14 protein-coding genes are annotated in these 17411 nt (G+C 67.7%); all 14 read right to left on the minus strand.

From position 1 onward, the window contains the following. Positions 1 to 800: 800 nt before the first annotated feature. The 14 genes from O3669_RS09375 to O3669_RS09440 are packed head-to-tail and all read right to left on the minus strand — an operon-like array spanning position 801 to position 17400. Positions 801 to 1814 carry a polyprenyl synthetase family protein gene (locus O3669_RS09375; RefSeq protein ID WP_295919291.1) on the minus strand — a complete coding sequence of 338 codons (1014 nt, stop codon included), beginning with the start codon at positions 1812 to 1814 and terminating at the stop codon, positions 801 to 803. Beyond that, positions 1811 to 3364 carry an NADH-quinone oxidoreductase subunit NuoN gene (nuoN, locus tag O3669_RS09380; RefSeq protein ID WP_371524498.1) on the minus strand — a complete coding sequence of 518 codons (1554 nt, stop codon included), beginning with the start codon at positions 3362 to 3364 and terminating at the stop codon, positions 1811 to 1813. Before nuoN ends, O3669_RS09375 begins: the two co-directional genes overlap by 4 nt. Before the next feature lie 11 nt (positions 3365 to 3375). Beyond that, complete coding sequence (locus O3669_RS09385; RefSeq protein ID WP_371524484.1) at positions 3376 to 4917, minus strand: NuoM family protein; 1542 nt, start codon at positions 4915 to 4917, stop codon at positions 3376 to 3378. A gap of 25 nt (positions 4918 to 4942) precedes the next feature. Continuing rightward, a complete protein-coding gene (nuoL, locus tag O3669_RS09390; RefSeq protein ID WP_371524485.1) occupies positions 4943 to 6919 on the minus strand; it encodes an NADH-quinone oxidoreductase subunit L in 1977 nt (658 codons plus the stop codon). Positions 6920 to 6934: 15 nt separating this feature from the next. After that, a complete protein-coding gene (gene nuoK / locus O3669_RS09395; RefSeq protein ID WP_007587627.1) occupies positions 6935 to 7234 on the minus strand; it encodes an NADH-quinone oxidoreductase subunit NuoK in 300 nt (99 codons plus the stop codon). Next, positions 7231 to 8199: an NADH-quinone oxidoreductase subunit J gene (locus O3669_RS09400; RefSeq protein ID WP_371524486.1), complete on the minus strand. Its 969-nt coding sequence runs from the start codon at positions 8197 to 8199 to the stop codon at positions 7231 to 7233. Before O3669_RS09400 ends, nuoK begins: the two co-directional genes overlap by 4 nt. Beyond that, positions 8199 to 8849, minus strand: a complete 651-nt coding sequence (gene nuoI, locus O3669_RS09405) for an NADH-quinone oxidoreductase subunit NuoI (protein WP_295966999.1) — start codon at positions 8847 to 8849, stop codon at positions 8199 to 8201. The genes O3669_RS09400 and nuoI overlap by 1 nt, the downstream gene beginning before the upstream one ends. Further along, the gene (nuoH, locus tag O3669_RS09410; protein WP_371524488.1) at positions 8842 to 10170 is read right to left on the minus strand and encodes an NADH-quinone oxidoreductase subunit NuoH; all 1329 of its coding nucleotides are present in this window, start codon (positions 10168 to 10170) and stop codon (positions 8842 to 8844) included. Before nuoH ends, nuoI begins: the two co-directional genes overlap by 8 nt. Next, positions 10167 to 12728, minus strand: a complete 2562-nt coding sequence (locus O3669_RS09415; protein ID WP_371524489.1) for an NADH-quinone oxidoreductase subunit G — start codon at positions 12726 to 12728, stop codon at positions 10167 to 10169. The genes nuoH and O3669_RS09415 overlap by 4 nt, the downstream gene beginning before the upstream one ends. Further along, entirely contained in the window at positions 12725 to 14029 is a 1305-nt protein-coding gene (gene nuoF / locus O3669_RS09420) for an NADH-quinone oxidoreductase subunit NuoF (RefSeq protein WP_371524490.1), read from the minus strand. The genes O3669_RS09415 and nuoF overlap by 4 nt, the downstream gene beginning before the upstream one ends. Continuing rightward, the gene (gene nuoE, locus O3669_RS09425) at positions 14026 to 14769 is read right to left on the minus strand and encodes an NADH-quinone oxidoreductase subunit NuoE (RefSeq protein WP_371524491.1); all 744 of its coding nucleotides are present in this window, start codon (positions 14767 to 14769) and stop codon (positions 14026 to 14028) included. The genes nuoF and nuoE overlap by 4 nt, the downstream gene beginning before the upstream one ends. Continuing rightward, on the minus strand, positions 14766 to 16112 hold the full coding sequence (locus tag O3669_RS09430) for an NADH-quinone oxidoreductase subunit D (RefSeq protein WP_371524492.1): 1347 nt from the start codon (positions 16110 to 16112) through the stop codon (positions 14766 to 14768). Before O3669_RS09430 ends, nuoE begins: the two co-directional genes overlap by 4 nt. Continuing rightward, positions 16112 to 16849: an NADH-quinone oxidoreductase subunit C gene (locus O3669_RS09435; RefSeq protein WP_371524493.1), complete on the minus strand. Its 738-nt coding sequence runs from the start codon at positions 16847 to 16849 to the stop codon at positions 16112 to 16114. Before O3669_RS09435 ends, O3669_RS09430 begins: the two co-directional genes overlap by 1 nt. Further along, positions 16846 to 17400, minus strand: coding sequence for an NADH-quinone oxidoreductase subunit B (locus tag O3669_RS09440; RefSeq protein ID WP_073982686.1), 555 nt, complete (start codon positions 17398 to 17400; stop codon positions 16846 to 16848). The genes O3669_RS09435 and O3669_RS09440 overlap by 4 nt, the downstream gene beginning before the upstream one ends. Between the last annotated feature and the right edge of the window lie 11 nt (positions 17401 to 17411).

A 17411-nucleotide genomic window follows, 5' to 3' on the forward strand; every position in this document is an offset into this window, starting at 1 on the left:
CCACTTGCCCACAGTGCAGTCCACCTCGGCTACAACAGCCCATTTTCACCAGTTCTCACCGAAGTGGACGACGGTTTGAGCACCAACCCGAAGTTGTGTCCTTCGTAGTGGTGTAACACCACTCAGCTACAAGAATAAGTGCGGTGCTGGCCACGCATCACGCTACGAATCGCCGTAGCTAGCACCTCCCAGCGTCACGCAGGCACCGAGCTAGTCGCGAGCAAGCAAGCACGACACCCGTTACGGGGCTCGACACCCGATCAGGAGCAACGCACCCGATCAGAAAAGGTGCAATGCCTGCAGATCGGGTGCAGCGCCCCAAACAACAACCACAAACGCGGAAGCGGGCAGTGAACGCAGGCACGACAAGACCACCCCAGGCCCGCCGCAGCCACATCACAACAACACGCCCAGAAGCGGCCTGAACACCACTCCACAAAACCCAGGACTTCACACCTGGGCCCGACAGGTGGTCGCACTAACCCTTTCATGCGCAGCTGGACCCGACACGTGGAGCATGGGCACCCCCGCCCACGCTCCACCCATAGGGTTAACGTGCGCATCCAAGGGCCCAGGTATCCACCCATCGGGCCGAACATGCCATCCAACAGCGGGACGCGCCCGGGTACCACAACATGTCCTCCAGCCCCACATCGGCACCGTGGTCCACCGGGCGCGCCACTCCCCGAACCACGCGGCCCACGCCGCAGCCGCCCACACCCCTCCGCGAGCTGCGCACATACAGCGAGGCCGGGGCCAGCCGCGCAGACAAGCGCGCCGACCCCGGCCTCGTGAAGGATTCAGACCAGGCGATCGACCATCAGGTTGGCGAACGCCTCGAGCGCGGTCTTCGGCTCGCCCTTGGGCAGCGCGGACAGAGCCGCAACCGCGTCGCGCGCCCAGGTACGCGCAAGCTCGCGCGTCTCCTCGAGCACGTCGTGGGCGCGCAGGCGCTCCACGACCGAGGCCAAGGCCTCGTCGGAGGACAGGTCGCCGGTCAGGTCTCGCAGGATCTGAGCCCCGGCCTCGTCGATCATGCCGGCGGCTTCGCGGCGGCGCAGCAGGAGCACGGGCAGGGTATCGACGCCCTCACGCAGGTCGGTGCCGGGGGTCTTACCCGACTGCTCGCCCGACGAGGCCAGGTCCAGCACGTCGTCGGCGATCTGGAAGGCCACGCCCACCTTCTCGCCGAACTCGGACACGACGTCGGCGACCAGCTGGCCCGCGCCGGACAGGAGCGCGCCGAAAGAGGCGGCCGTGGAAACCAGCGAACCGGTCTTGTCGGCCAGGACCTGCAGGTAGAAGTCAACGCGATCGGTGCCGGACGTCGGCCCGAAAGTCTCGTTGAGCTGCCCCTCGCACAGGCGCTCAAACGTGCGGGCGTGGTGGGCGACAATCTCGGGGCCCAGCGAGGCAACCAGCAGCGACGCGCGGGCGAACAGGATGTCGCCGGCGAGGATCGCGCGGTTGTTACCCCACAAGTGCTGTGCCGAGGGCACACCGCGACGCGTCGGCGCGGAGTCCATGACGTCGTCGTGGTAGAGGGACGCCAGGTGCGTCAGCTCGACGGCGGCGGCAGCCGTGATGACCGGGTCGCCCAGCGCGCGCTCGGGATCACCAAGCTGGGCGCACACGAGGGTCAGCAGCGGACGCATCCGCTTGCCGCCGGCGACGGCCAGGTGACGCGTCAGCTCGTCCGTCAGGTCACGCGAGGATGAGACGGCGTCGAGCAAACGACGCTCGACGACCTCGAGCCCCGGGGTGATACGGGACTCGAGGTCGGGAACATGAAGATCGGGTGTTTGAGCGCTCACGGAATCAGTATGACGATCTTTTCAAGCACGCTCAACACGGGACCCGGGAACACGCCAAGGGCGATGGTCCCCGCCGCGCACACGACGATGGCCAGAGCCGACAGGCCCTCCGACTTCACCACGACAGCATCCTCACCGGGTTCGGTGAAGAACATGACGCGCACGAGGCGGAAGTAGTAGAACGCCGTAATCGCCGAGGCCACCAGGCCAACGATCGCAAGCCAGCCGACGCCGCCCTTGATCGCATCCGAGAAAACGACGAACTTCCCGATGAAACCGCCGGTCAGCGGGATACCCGCGAACGACAGCAGGAACACCAGCATGGAGCCCGCGATCCACGGGTTGGTGCGGCCGATGCCCGCCCACTTGGACAGGCTCGGGGCCTCGCCCAGCACGTTGCCCTCAGCGTCACGGCCGCGCACGAGCGCAACCACGCCGAAGGCGCCGACCGTGGCCAGGCCGTAACCCAGCGTGTAGAACAACACATGGCCCGTGCCGCCCTTCTGGAGAGCGAGGATGCCCATGAGGATGAAGCCCGCGTGCGCGATCGAGGAGTATGCCAGCATGCGCTTGACGTTGTCCTGCACGAGGCCCGCGAAGGTACCGACGAGGATCGTCAGCACGGCGACGCCGGCGAAGATGTACAGGAGATCCCACTGCATGTACGCGGCGACGGCCGTGTAGAAGCGGATCATCGCACCGAAGGCTGCGACCTTGACGGCGGCGGCCATGAAGCCGGTCACCGGGGTCGGGGCGCCCGTGTAGACGTCGGGGGTCCACGCGTGGAAGGGCGCGGCGCCCACCTTGAACAGGAGGCCCACCATGACGCAGAAGACGCCAATGAGGACCATCCAGTCCATGTTGGTGCCACGCGCGATCGCGGCGCCCACTGCGGAGATGCGCAGCGAGTTGGCGAAGCCGAAGAGGAACGCCGAACCCATCAGCATGAAGCCCGAGGAGAAGGCGCCGAGCACGAAGTACTTAAGCGCGGACTCGTAGGACAGCTGACGGCGGTGACGCGCGGTCGCGGCCATGATGTACAGCGGCAGCGACATGACCTCGAGGGCCACGAAGAGGGTCACGAAGTTATCCGCGGCCGGGAAGATCATCATGCCGCCCAGCGAGAACAGGGTCAGCGGGAACATCTCGGAGCGCTGGTAGCCCTTGCGATCCGTGAGCTCCTCGGCAGCCGAGTCGGGGCGGTCGGAGGGCTGGCCCGCGAACGCGCCGTCGCCGACGGACGTGCGGTCGGCCATGACCAAGACGGCCATGAATCCGATGATCATGAGGACCGACTGAGCGGCGATCGTCAGCGGGTCCTCGATGTATTCGCCGAGCGAGGCCGGGGCCTCGAGCACGGGCACCCACCGCAGGCCGAGCACGGCGGCCGCTCCGGACGTCGCCAGGATCGACAGGCCGATCACCATGGGACGGCGAGCCTTGGCGGGGGCGAAGGCCTCGACGAGGATGCCGAGGACCGCGCCGCCGAGCACGATGAGGATGGGCGCGAGGCTCATCCACTGAACCTCGGGGGCCTGGAAGTTAGCCATGGGTAGGACGTTCACTGTGCGCTCCCTTCAGCGGTGGCGCCGACCTGGGAGTGAGTCAGGCCGAGGTCTTGAGCAACCGGGGTCAGGGCGCTCACGAGGGGCGCCGACCAGATACCAAGGACGAGCATCGCGACCACGAGGGGCGTCATGACGCAGCGTTCTCGCGCCCCGAGGTCAGCCAGGTCTTCCTTGCCCTTGCCCGGCGCGCCCGTGAAGACGCGCTGGTAGGGCATGAGCACGTAGAGGGCGGCGATAACGACGCCGAGCACCGCGAAGAGCGCCAGCGGACCGGAGACCGTCCAGGTGCCCATGAGCACCAGGTACTCGGGGACGAAGCCGGACAGGCCGGGCAGGGCGATCGAGGCGAGGCCCGACATGAGCCACAGGCCCGCCAGGACCGGGGTCACGCGCTGCATGCCGACGTACTCGCGCATGTCCTGGGTGCCGCCGCGGGCGCTCAGCCAGCCCGACAGCAGGAACATCGCGGCGATGGAGACGCCGTGGGCGACCATGTAGAACATGGCGCCGACCAGCGCGATCTGCGATCCGATGAAGATGCCCAGGACCATGAAGCCGAAGTGCGACACGGAGGTGTAGGACACGAGGCGCATGATGTCGTTCTGGCCGTTGGCGGACAGGCCGCCCCACAGGATGGAGATGACGGCGAGGACGCACATGACCCACTTCGCGGAGGAAGCCGCGCCGGGCGTGAGCTGCAGGCACATCGTGATCATGCCGAAGGTGCCGATCTTGTCCAGCACGCCGACCAGCAGCACGGAGGTGCCGGGGCGAGCGGTGGCGGCCGTGTCGGGCAGCCACGTGTGGACGGGGACCATGGGGGCCTTGATCGCGAAGGCGACGATGAAGGTCACGAAGACGACCATCTGGACGGGCACTGCCAGGTTCGGCAGCATCGCGGCCAGCATGTCCATGCGGAAGAAGGCCGTCATGTCGGTCTGCGCGGCCGAGCCGAGCGCCCAGATGTAGATGACGCCACCGAGCATCACGAGGCCGCCGAACAGCGAGTACAACAGGAACTTCATCGCGGCCTTGTGACGCGCTTCCTCATCGCCGACGCCGTAGCGCCCGATCATGAAGTACAGCGGGATCAGCATGGCCTCGAAGGCGACGTAGAAGACCGCCAGGTCGAAGGCCGCGAAGATCAGGACCATGAAGGCCTCGAGCGCGAGCACCAGCGCGGGGTACGCGCCGCGGTCCTCGTTCTCGTCCCAGCCTGCGACGAGCACGATCGGCACGAGCGCGAGGGCCAGGAGGATCATGACGAGGCCGAGGGCGGTCACGGCGACCGACCAGGTGACGCCGATCTGGGGGATCCAGGTGCGGGACTCGTAGAGCTGGTACGAGGCCGGGGCGGCCCAGTCGAAGCGGGTGGCCGCCGCGTAGATGCCGATGGCCAGCTCGACCAGGGCGACCGCCAGGGCGATCAGGCGCCCGGCGGAGCGGCGCAGGGCCGGGACGAAGCCGAGGAGGGCCGCGCCCGCGGCCGGCAGGGCCACGAGGACGGTCAGCCACGGGAAGTTAGTAACAACCATTGCACTTTCCATTGTCGTGTACCCCTTACAGCCAGAATCCGAAGACGATGACCAGGGAGAGGATGACGCCTCCCAGGATGTAGGCGGCGTACGAGCGCACGAGGCCGTTCTGGGTGACGCCGACGAGTCGTCCGAGCAGCTGGGATCCGGCGCCGAGGCCGTTCAAAGCTCCGTCGATGGCGCTCGCATCGCCGACGGTTGCGACGGTGACGAGGCCCTTGGCGGGCATCATGAACAGGGTCTCGTTGACGGTGTCCTGGTAGAGGTCGCGGCGCGCGGCCTCGGTCAGGGCGTTGCCTGCCGGGACGGCGGTGGGGACCTCGTCGCGGCCGTACTTCATCCACGCGATGAGCGCGCCGATGATGACGAGGGCGAGGGTGGCTCCCTGAATGACGTATTCGTTCATGACGGGCTCGCCGTGCATGACGTGGCCGATCGAGGGGACCAGCCAGTCGGTGAAGGTGTTCCCCACGGAGAGGGCGCCGCCGAGGACAACCGCGCCGATGGCGAGGATGATCATCGGGATCGTCATGAGCGGGCCGGACTCATGCGGGTGCACCGGGGCGCCTTCCGCTTCGGTGGTCCAGCGGTCCTTGCCGTGGAAGGTCATGAAGAACAGGCGCGACATGTAGAACGCGGTCACGCCCGCGCCGATCATCGCGACGGGGCCGTAGACCCAGCCGGCCCACAGGGCCGTGGTGCCACCGAAGCTGTCGGCACTGAAGGCGGCCTCGATGATCTTGTCCTTCGACCAGTAGCCGGAGAACGGCGGAACGCCGAGGATGGCAAGCCAGCCCATCATGAACGTCAGCCACGTGACCTTCATGGCGCCGCGCAGGGCGCCGAAGCGACGCATGTTCACCTGGTCGCCCATGCCGTGCATGACGGAACCGGCGCCGAGGAACATGAGGGCCTTGAAGAAGCCGTGGGTGAAGAGGTGGAAGATCGAGAACGCCCAGCCGATGGGGCCCAGGCCCGCACCCAGCATCATGTAGCCGATCTGGCTCATGGTGGAGGCGGCGAGGACCTTCTTCATGTCGTCCTTGGCGCAACCGACGATCGCGCCGAAGAGGAGCGTGATCGCGCCGATGATGGCGACGGCGGTCGCCGCGATGGGGGCGGCCATGAAGACGTCGCCGGAGCGGACGATCAGGTAGACGCCGGCGGTGACCATCGTGGCCGCGTGGATGAGCGCGGAGACGGGGGTCGGGCCAGCCATGGCGTCACCCAGCCACGCCTGCAGCGGGAACTGCGCGGACTTACCACAGGCGGCAACCAGCAGGAAGAATCCGATGACCGTCGCGGATGCCGCGGGGATCGACTCGACCTGGGAAGAGACGACGGAGAAGGACACCGAGTGGAAGGAGGCGACCATCGCCATCATGGCGATCAGCATGCCCATGTCGCCGACACGGTTCATGACGAAGGCCTTCTTGGCTGCGACCGCGTAGGCGGGCACGTGGTTCCAGAAGCCGATCAGCAGGTAGGACGCCAGGCCCACGCCTTCCCAACCGGCGAAGAGGCCGGCGTAGGAGTCCGCGAGGACCAGGGTCAGCATCGCCGCGATGAAGAAGTTCAGGTAGGCGAAGAAACGGCGGCGGGCCTCGTCGTGCTCCATGTAGGCGATCGCGTACACGTGGATGAGCGAACCGACGAAGGTCACCAGGATGACGAACGTGATGGACAGCGGGTCCACGAGGAGACCGAAGTCGACGGTGAAGTCACCGGCGGGGATCCACGTGAACAGCGTCTGGCCGAAGCGGCGCGCCTCCACGGGGGCGTTCCACATCTGGGCGGCGATCAGCGCGCCAACCACGAAAGTCGACCAGGACGCGAGGGTCGCCAGCAGGTGGCCCCACTTGTCCGAGGTACGGCCCAGCAGCAGGAGCAGGCCTGCGCTGGCCAGGGGGATGAGGATGAGCAGCCACGCGTAGGCGGCGACTCCGGTGGCAGCAACCGTGTCGTGGACGGTGAGAGCCTGCGGGGAGATGAAGGTGGTCATGAGTTACGTCCTCCCTCAGTTCTTCAGCAGGTTGAGATCGTCCATGCTCGTGGTCGAGCGCGAACGATAGATGGACACGATGATCGACAGGCCGACGACGACTTCAGCGGCCGCCACGACCATGACGAAGAACGCCATGATCTCTCCGTCGACGTTGGAATTGATGCGCGAGAACGTCACGAGGACGAGGTTCGCGGCGTTGAGCATCATTTCGACACCCATGAGCGCGATGACCGCGCTGCGGCGCACGAGGACCGTGGTCGCTCCGATGGCGAACAGCACACCCGCGAGGATGAGGTACCAGGCGAGGCTCACTTGCTCTCCTCCTTCTTCTCAGTGGGGGTGGTGGTGCGCGCCTTGCGGGCCCGAGGCTGGGCCAGTCCGGTGGGCGCGGCGGCGCCGGGCATCCCGAAGGAGCCGGAGCGTGGAACGTCGGGCGTGCGCCCGATGGTGTAGGGCGACTCGTCGGCCTCGGAGGCACCGGCGCGCGCGAGGGCGAGCTGCTCGGAGACCTCGGGGGTGACCTCGCTGATCGTGCGGGCCAGGCCGCGCACGCGCAGCACGCGGGGCACGGACTCCTCGACGGGGGCCAGGGTCTCGCCCGACAGGGCGGGAACGTCGGCCGCGTTCGACTGGGCGTAGACGCCGGGGGCGGGCAGCTGGCCGATGCGAGCGCCCTTCTCGGCGAATGCGCGCATCTTGGTGCGGGCCGTCTGCTCCTGGTTAACCTTCGGGCCGAGGCGGTCGGAGTGGGTCAGCAGCATCGCGCCGACGGCGGCGGTGATGAGCAGGCCGCCCGCGAGTTCCATACTCAGCCAGTGCTCCTGGAACAGCGTGATTGCCAGGTCGGTGACGGGCTGGTCGGAGTAAGGGTTGACCTCGCTGGGGGCGTAGGTGGCGGGCACGGACTTCATGATCGCCGTCGTGAGGATGACGATCAGGCCGAGGCCACCCAGGACCGCCGCGACGATCGCGCCGCGGCGCTGGCGGGCGTAGTCGTCGGAGGTGCCGATGCCGATGAGCATGATGACGAAGAGGAACAGCATCATGATCGCGCCGGTGTACACGACGATCTGCGCGACACCCAGGAAGGGCGCGTTGTTCGCGATGTACAGGACTGCCAGGCCGAGCATGACGCCGACCATGCAGATGACCGAGTGCGCGGCCTTCTTGAAGAAGAGGACACCCAGGGCGCAGCCGACCATGAAGATAGCCGTGCATACGAAGAGGATGATCTCTCCCGTTGACCCCATCATGGGCCAACCGTTGGACAGGTTCATCAGTGTGCCTCCTCGGAGACTCGTACCGTCTTGAGGGACGGGTCGTCGGGGCGGCGGCTCGCCACCCAGTCGACCTGGGCGGCGGTGGGGCCGGTGACGTCCCCGCGGTAGTAGTCGATGTCGTTCTTGCCCTCGACCATGGGGTGGGGCGTTGCGAGCATGCCGTCGGAGAGGGGGACCAGCAGGTCTCCCTTCTCGTAGATGTCGTCCTCGCGGGTGTACTTGGCGATTTCGAAGTCGTTCGTCATCGTCAGGGCGCGCGTGGGGCACGCCTCGATGCACATGCCGCAGAAGATGCAGCGCAGGTAGTTGACCTGGTAGACGCGCCCGTAGCGTTCGCCCGCCGAGTACTGCTCGTCGGGGGTGTTGGACGCGGCCTCGACGAAGATCGCGTCCGCGGGGCACGCCCAGGCGCACAGCTCGCAGCCGACGCACTTTTCCAGGCCGTCGTCGTAGCGGTTGAGCTGGTGGCGTCCGTGGAACCGGGGCATGACGCGCGCTGGTTCGCGCGGGTACTGCTCGGTGACGGTGGGCCGGAAGAAGGAAGCCATGGTGACTCCGTAGCCGGCCATGGGTGCGACGAACTGGGCGAACGCACCCTTGGGGTCATGCTCGAAGAGCATTTCCTCGTCGGTGGTCTTCTCACTCATCGGTGGCCTCCTTCGGGCTCTCAAGTGCCGAGGCCGTGGCCAGTGTGCCCTCAATGGTGGCGGTGGCGCGCGGGCTGGCGACGGGTGTTTGTCCGGGCAGCGGCGGGACGGGGAAGCCGTCTTCGAAGCCGGTGTATTCACGTTCGGAGGCGGCAACCGGCTCGGGTTCGGGCTTGTCGGTCAGCCAGATGATCACCAGGGCGATCAGGAACAGGCCGCCGACGCCTCCGAAGAGAACGTGGTTGGGAAGCTGAACGAACTGGGTGATGCCGCGCACCAGGGCGACGAGGACGAGCCAGCCGAGCGCGATGGGCATGAGGCGCTTCCAACCGAGGTTCATGAACTGGTCGTAGCGGAAGCGCAGCAGCGTGGCGCGCGTCCAGATCATCAGGAACATGAAGAACCAGATCTTCAGGAAGAACCACAGCAGGCCCCACCAGCCGGAGTTGAGGAACTCGACGTGGGAGAGCGGCCACGGGGCGTGCCAGCCGCCGAAGAACATCGTGGTGGCCACGGCCGAGACGTTGAGCATGTTGACGTACTCGGACAGGTAGTACCAGCCGAACTTCATCGACGAGTACTCGGTCATGTGGCCGGCGACGATCTCGCCTTCGGCCTCGGGGAGGTCGAAGGGAAGACGGTTGACTTCACCGACGGCGCTGATGCAGTAGATGACGAACGCCGGGAACAGCGTGAATGCCCACCAGAACTGCCCCTGGGCTGCGACGATCTGCGAGGTGGACATGGAGCCCGACATGAGGAACACGCTCACGAGGGACAGGCCCATGGCCAGTTCGTAGGAGATGACCTGCGCGGAGGAACGCACGGCGCCGTACAGCGGCAGGGTCGAGCGAGTCGACCAGCCACCCAGGACGATGCCGTACAGACCCAGCGACGCGATCGCGAGGATGTACAGGGAGGCGACGGGCATGTCGGCCAGCTGCATCGGCGTGGAGATGTTGCCAATCTTCACGTTCGGACCCATGGGGATGACCGCGTAGACGCTAAACGCTGCGAACGCTGCGATCGCGGGGGCCAGGAAGTACAGGAACCTCTCGGCCCGGCGGGTCCACATGTCCTCCTTGAAGAGGAGCTTGCCGGCGTCGGCGAACGCCTGGAACAGGCCGAGGGGGCCGGCGACGTTCGGGCCGGGACGCGTCTGCATGCGGCCCAGGCCTCGGCGCTCGACCCACAGGGCCAGGAGCACGTTGGCGATCAGGAAGACGATGATGAACACGGCCTTGATGAGGCTGAGCCACCAGGTTTCCTGGCTGAAGTCCGCGGCGGTGTACTCCGGGACTGCGAAGGGAGCGAGTGTCATCGTGCCACCTCCTGCGTGGCGCGCAGGGTCGCGACGGTGCCGACACCGCCGAGGTTGTCGTGAATAACGGAGCCGGTGGAGCACTCGGGAACCCACGCGACGGAGTCGGGCAGGTCCGCGATGGCGGCCGGCAGGGTGAGCGTGCCGCGCTCGGTCTCGAGCGTCGCGTCGGCGCCGGGGGTGATGCCGGCGGCTGCCAGCGTCGCGGCCGAGGCCAGGAGGACGGGGCGGCGGGCCGAACCGGCCAGCCACGGGGCGCCGTCCTGGAGGCGACCGGCGTCGATCATGGGCTTGTGGGAGGCCAGCAGGACCTCTCCCTTGCCCGCGGCGACCGGGGCGTGGGCCGAGGCCGGGGTGAAGGCCTGCGGGGTGCCGTCCCACTCCATGAGGGGGTTGACCTCGGCGTACAGGTCGGCCAGGGCGGTGATGCCCAGATCGTCGTCGAATTCCTCGGTCAGGCGCACGAGCACGTCGCGGTCGGTCAGGGAGGTCGCAGAGCGGGCCTGGCCGAAGGGCCGCAGGCGGCCCTCCCAGTTGATGAACGTGCCGTTCTTTTCAACGGCGGGGGCCACCGGCAGGACGACGTCCGCGCGGTCGGTGATCTCCGAGGCCCGAACCTCGAGGGAGACCAGGAAGGGAACCTCGTCCAGGGCGGCGCGAACGGCACCCGGATCGTCGAAGTCGCGCACGTCGACACCACCGACGACCAGGGCCTTGAGCTCGCCCGCGGCGGCTGCCTCGATCATCTGCTCGGCGTCAAGGCCGCGCTCGGGCAGCTCGCCCCACCCAAGGTCGGCGGCCCCGGCCTCGTCAATGGTGCGGCCGAAGGGAGCCAGGCCCGGGAGGAGGCCGGCCTCGATGGCGGCGCGGTCGCCGGCGCGGCGCGGGACCCACGCGAGGCGGGCGCCCGTGCGCTCGGCCAGAGCGACGACTGCGGAGAGCAGGCCGGGGACCCGGGCCGCGCGCTCACCCACGAGGACGATGCCACCGGAGAGAGCCTCAGCCAGGTCGGCGTAAGCGCCGCCAGCGGCGATCGCGTCGACGACGCCGGGCTCGGCGCCGGGGGCCGCGTGCAGGACGCGAGCCTTCATCTTGCGCGAACCGGCGGAGGTGAAGGGCGCGACCGTGGCGACCTTCAGGCCGGACTTGCGGGTGGCCTTACGCAGGCGCAGGAACATGGCGCCGCACTCGTCCTCGGGCTCGAGGGCGACCAGCAGCACCTGCCCGGCGCTCTCCAGGTCCTTGTACGTCGTCTCCAGGCCGGAGCCGGCCACGTGGGACGCCAGGAAGGAGCGCTCTTCCTCCGAGGAGGGGCGCGAGCGGAAGTCGATCGAATCGGAGCCGACGACGGTGCGCGCGAACTTCGACCATGCCCAGGCGTCCTCGAAGGTGAGGTGGCCGCCGGGCAGGAAGCCCACGGACGAACCCGCCTGCTCGAGGCCCTCGCGGACGCGGTCAAGCGCGTCGGACCAGGAGGTGGGAACCAGCTCGCCGCCCTCACGCACGAGCGGGTAGGTCAGGCGATCAACCTTGTCCCACTCGAACGCGAAGCGATCCTTGTCGGTGATCCACTCTTCGTTGACCTCGGGGTCGTTGCCGCTCATGCGACGCACGACCTCGCCGCGACGAATGTCCTGGCGGATCGCGGAGCCCGACGCGTCATGCTCGGTCACGGACGCAGTCGACACGAGGTCGAAGGGACGCGCGCGGAAGCGGTAGGACGCGGCGGTCAGGGCGCCGACCGGGCAGATCTGGATGATGTTGCCCGAGAAGTAGGACGCGAAGGCGCGGCCCGACACGTCGCGCTCGGCGACGGAGAGCTCACCCTCGTTAATCGAACCGACGATCGCGTCCGTGCCAAACGGGGACGACAGGGACGAGGTCGAGGCCTCCTTGGCCTTGGGGTCGAAGAAGTCCAGGGTGGTCGAGTCGAATCCGCCGACCTGCTCGCCCATGAAGTAGTGGTGCTCCGTGGGAGCCGTGCCACCGCCTCGGCCCTGCAGGTCCATGAACACGTCGCCGGAGATCTCCTTGCCGAAGCGCACGCAGCGCTGGCACAGGATGCAGCGCTCGCGATCCAGCAGGATCTGGGAGGTCAGGCGCAGCGGCTTCTTAAAGGTGCGCTTGGCGTCCGTGAAGCGGGACTTGCCGCGGCCATCCGTCATCGCCTGGTTCTGCAGGGGGCACTCGCCGCCCTTGTCGCACACCGGGCAGTCCAACGGGTGGTTAATGAGCAGGAACTCCATGACGCCGTGCTGGGCGCGCTGGGCCACCTCGGAGGTGTGCTGGGTCTTGACGACCATGCCCGGGGTGACGGTCTGCGCGCACGAGGGCTGGGGCTTGGGCATGAAGCGAAGCTCGCCCGTGTTGCGGTCGGGCATGCCGACCTCAACCAGGCACTGGCGGCACGCGGCCACCGGGGCCAGCAGCGGGTGGTCACAGAAACGCGGGATCCGAATGCCGGCCTGCTCGGCCGCGCGGATCACGAGCGTGCCCTGGGGGACAGAAACCTGAACGTCGTCGATGGTGACGTCGATCATGTTGGGCGCGTCGCTCATCGGCCACCTCCTCGCGCGTAGTTAGCGGACGCCTCGTAGGGGAAAAGCTCGCGGGCGGGCGTGGTGAGACCGGCCTCGAACTCGTCGCGGAAGCGCTTGATGCCCGCCATGATCGGGGTTGCTGCGGCGTCGCCGAGCGGGCAGAAGCTGCGGCCCGCAATGTTGTGTGCGATCTCGTCGAGCAGGTCGACGTCGCCGGGGCGACCCTCGCCTCGCTCGAGGCGCAGCATAATTTGCTTCATCCAGTAGGTGCCTTCGCGACAGGGCGTGCACTTACCGCAGGACTCGTGCTGGTAGAACTCGGACCAGCGGGTGATGACGCGGACGACCGAGACGGTCTCGTCGAACACCTGCAGGGCTCGCGTACCCAGCATCGAACCGGCCGCACCCACGGACTCGTAGTCGAGGGGGGTGTCCAGCTCGTCTTCGGTGAAGATCGGGGTGGAGGAACCGCCGGGGGTCCAGAACTTCAGCTTGTGGCCGTTGCGGATACCGCCCGCCATCTCGATGAGCTCGCGCATCGTGATGCCGAAGGGGGCCTCGAACTGGCCGGGGTTGGTCACGTGGCCCGACACGGAGAAGATGCCGTGTCCCTTGGACTTTTCGGTGCCCATCGAGGCGAACCACTCGGGCGAGTTGCGGAAGATACCCGCCACTTGAGCGATGGTCTCCACGTTGTTGACCACCGTGGGGCGCGCGTACAGGCCGGCGACCGCGGGGAAGGGGGGCTTGAGGCGCGGGTGGCCTCGGCGTCCCTCGAGGGAGTCCAGCAGGGCCGTCTCCTCACCGCAGATGTAGGCGCCGGCGCCCGCGTGGGCGGTGATGCGCAGGTCGCCGAGCACGCCGGCCTCGGTCGCCTCGCGTACGGCCTCCAGCAGGCGGCGGTACACGTGGGTGACCTCGCCGCGCAGGTAGACGAACGCGTGGTCACAGCCGATGGCGCGCGACGTGATCGCGATGCCCTCAATGAGGACGTGGGGGTTGCCCATGATGAGCGGGATGTCCTTGCAGGTGCCCGGCTCGGATTCGTCGGCGTTCACCACGAGGTAGCGGGGGCCGCCGTCGGCCGGGGGCAGGAAGGACCACTTGAGGCCAGAGGGGAAGCCTGCGCCACCACGGCCTCGCAGACCGGAATCCTTGACGGCCTGCACGATGTCCGCGGGCTCCATGGTGCGGGCCTTGTCGAGGCCCTTGTAGCCGCCGCGGGACCGGTAGGAGTCCAGCGTCCAGGAACGCTCCTCTCCCCACCCGTTGGTGAGGATCGGGGTCAGCGGCCCGGGCGTCACGTATGCGGTGCTCACTTCGCCTTCACTCCCTTCTTATTCGAGGCCTTCGTGGATGCCTTCGTGGCCTTCGTGGGGGCCTGGTCGGCGGCCTTGTCAGCCACCGGCTCGGTCCAGCCGTTCTTCGCGGCGATCTCGCGGCCCAGGAGGGTCGAGGGGCCAGCGGAGGGGCCTTCGTTTTCGTGGCCGTCCAGGAAGCCGGCCAGGACGCGCTCGTTCTCCTTGAACGTGGGGGCCACGATCGGCCCGCGCGTCGGGTGGATGTCGCGGCCGGCCTGGATGTCCTCGATCATCGCCAGCGCCGACTCGGGGCTCTGGTTGTCGAAGAATTCCCAGTTGACCATGACGACGGGCGCGTAGTCGCACGCCGCGTTGCACTCGATGCGCTCGAGCGTGATCTTGCCGTCTTCGCTGGTCTCGTCGCTACCGACGCCGACCTTCTCGGAGACCTTGTCCCAGATCTCGTCTCCGCCCATGACGGCGCACAGCGCGTTCGTACACACGCCCACCAGGTACTCACCGGTGGGGTGACGCTTGTACTGCGTGTAGAAGGTCGCGACGGCGCTGATCTCTGCGCGAGGCAGGTCCAGCGTCGCGGAGATGAAGTCGATGCCGTCCGGGCTGACGTAGCCGTCGACGGACTGGATCAGGTGCAGCATCGGCAGCAGGCCGGAGCGCGAGTGACCGTCCGGGTAGCGGGCGATGATCTGCGCGGCGTCCGCCTGCAGGCGTGCCAAGGTGTCGGGTGTGTAGCTCATCGGTCAACGCCTCCGAGAACGGGGTCGATAGCGGCCAGTGCGACGACCACGTCGGCCAGCTGGCCGCCTTCGGTCATCATGGCCAGCGCTTGCAGGTTGGCGAAGGAGGGGTCGCGGAAGTGCGCGCGGAAGGGGCGCGTCCCGCCGTCGGAGACGAGGTGGACGCCCAGGACGCCCTTCGCGTGCTCGACGGTCTGGTAGACCTGGCCGGCGGGCACGTGGAAGCCCTCGGTGACGAGCTTGAAGTGGTGGATGAGGGACTCCATGGACTCCCCCATGATCTCGCGGACGTGCTCGAAGGAGTTGCCCTGGCCGTCGGTGGCGACCGACAGGCGCGCGGGCCAGCCGATCTCCGGGTCAGCGACCATCGTGGGCGCGCCCTCGCACTGGTCGAGCTTGGCGAGCACCTGCCAGATGATGCGCAACGACTCGTAGCACTCGTCGAAGCGGACCATCGTGCGGTTGTACACGTCCGACTTATCGCGGGTGGGAACGTCGAATTCGAAGTTCTCGTAGCCGCAGTAGGGCTGGCTCTTGCGCAGGTCCAGGGGCAGGCCGGCGGCGCGCACGCCGGGGCCGGTCGAGCCCAGGGCCATGAGGCCACTCAGCGGCATGACGGCCACGTCGCACAGGCGCTTCTTGAAGATCGGGTTCTCCACGAGGATGTCCTGGAGCTCGCCGATGTCCTTGCGGGCCCGGCGCAGGCGGTCGCGAATGTAATCCGTGGTGCCCTCGCCGATGTCCTGGACGACGCCGCCGGGGCGGATGTACTCGTGGTTCATGCGCAGGCCGGAGATGCGCTCGAAGATGCGCAGGATTTCCTCGCGGGCGCGGAAGCCGATCGTCATGATCGTCGTGGCGCCCATTTCGTTACCGGTCGAGCCGATGGCGACCAGGTGCGAGGCGATGCGGCACAGCTCCATCATGAGGATGCGGATGAGGGACGCGCGCTCAGGGATGTCCTCTTCGATGCCGAGGAGTTTCTCGACGCCGAGGCAGTAGGCGGCCTCCTGGAAGAAGGGGGCGACGTAGTCCATGCGCGTGCAGTATGCGACGCCCTGGGTCCACGTACGGTACTCCATGTTCTTCTCGATGCCGGTGTGCAGGTAGCCGGTGTCGATGCGGGTCTCGCGGACCTTTTCGCCGTCAAGCTCGAGGATGAGGCGCAGAACGCCGTGGGTCGCGGGGTGAACCGGGCCCAGGTTGACGACGATGCGCTCGGAGGTGATGGCCTCGATCTCGTGCAGGACGTCGTCCCAGTCGCCGCCCTGGGTGAGGACCTCGGGGATGTCCTCGATGGGCAGGTCGGTCGCGCCGGCGGGCGCGTGGAAGGCGGTGGTCATCAGTTCACACTCCTACGAACGTCGGCGGAGGCAGTGACGGCTCCCTTGAATTCGACGGGGATGCCGCCCAGCGGGTAGTCCTTGCGCTGGGGGTGTCCGATCCAGTCGTCGGGCATCGCGGTGCGCGTGAGCGAGGGGTGCCCGGTAAAGACGATGCCGATGAGGTCCCAGGTTTCGCGCTCCTGCCAGTCGTTTCCGGGGTAGACGGAGACGATGGAGGGGATGCGGGGGTCCTCGTCGGGGCACGTGACCTCGAGGCGGATCATGCGGTTGTGCGTGATCGAGTACAGGGGGTAGATGGCGTGCAGCTCGCGGCCCTTGTCGAGGGGGTAGTGCGCGCCGTTGGTGCCCAGGCACAGCTCGAAGCGCAGGTCCGGGTCGTCGCGCAGGTACTTGGCGACGCGCGCGATGTGCTCGCGGGCGATGAAGATGCCGAGCTGACCGCGGTCGATGGTGACCTTCTCGATGACGTCGGCGACCGCCAGGCCGTCGGCGACGATGAGCTCTTCGAGGACATCAACGACCTGGTCGAACCAGGAGCCGTAGGGGCGGGAGGCCTCGCCGGGCAGGAAGGAATCGGAGACCAGGCCAGAGAAACCGGAGGTGGAGGAGTCGGTGCCGGCGCCGAAGAGGCCCTCGCGGTGGGCGATCGGCTCGGGCAGGGCGAAGCCGCGCTGGGACGAGGCCTGGGTGGCCTCAGCCGACGCGCTGCCTTCGGGGATGGACACGTCACTCATGCGAGGAGTCCCTTCATCTGGTGGGTGGGCGTCGCCTCGAGGGCGGCCTTCTCGGCGGCTCGGGCGATTTCGCGGCGGTGCACGCCGAGGGGTTCCTTGCCGATCTGCTCGCGCAGGACGAGGACCGCGTGGATGAGGGCCTCGGGGCGCGGCGGGCAGCCAGGCAGGTAGACGTCGACGGGGACGATGTGGTCGCAGCCCTGGACGACGGCGTAGTTGTTGAACACGCCGCCGGAGGACGCGCATGCGCCCATGGAGATGACCCACTTGGGTTCGGGCATCGAGTCGTAGACGCGGCGGATAATCGGGGCCATCTTGTGGGAGACGCGGCCGGAGACGATCATCATGTCGGAGTGACGCGGCGAAGCACGGAAGACCTCGAGGCCGAAGCGCGCCATGTCGAATCGGGGGGTGCCGGCGGCCATCATCTCGATGGCGCAGCACGCCAGGCCCATGGTGACGGGCCACTGGCTGTACTTGCGTGCGAGCCCGAGGACTTTTTCGACGCTGGTCAGCGCGATGCCCGCGGGCAGGGATTCTTCAAGTCCCACTTGTCTATCCT

Source organism: Pauljensenia sp. 20925_1_34 (assembly GCF_041432775.1).
GTDB lineage: Bacteria > Actinomycetota > Actinomycetes > Actinomycetales > Actinomycetaceae > Pauljensenia.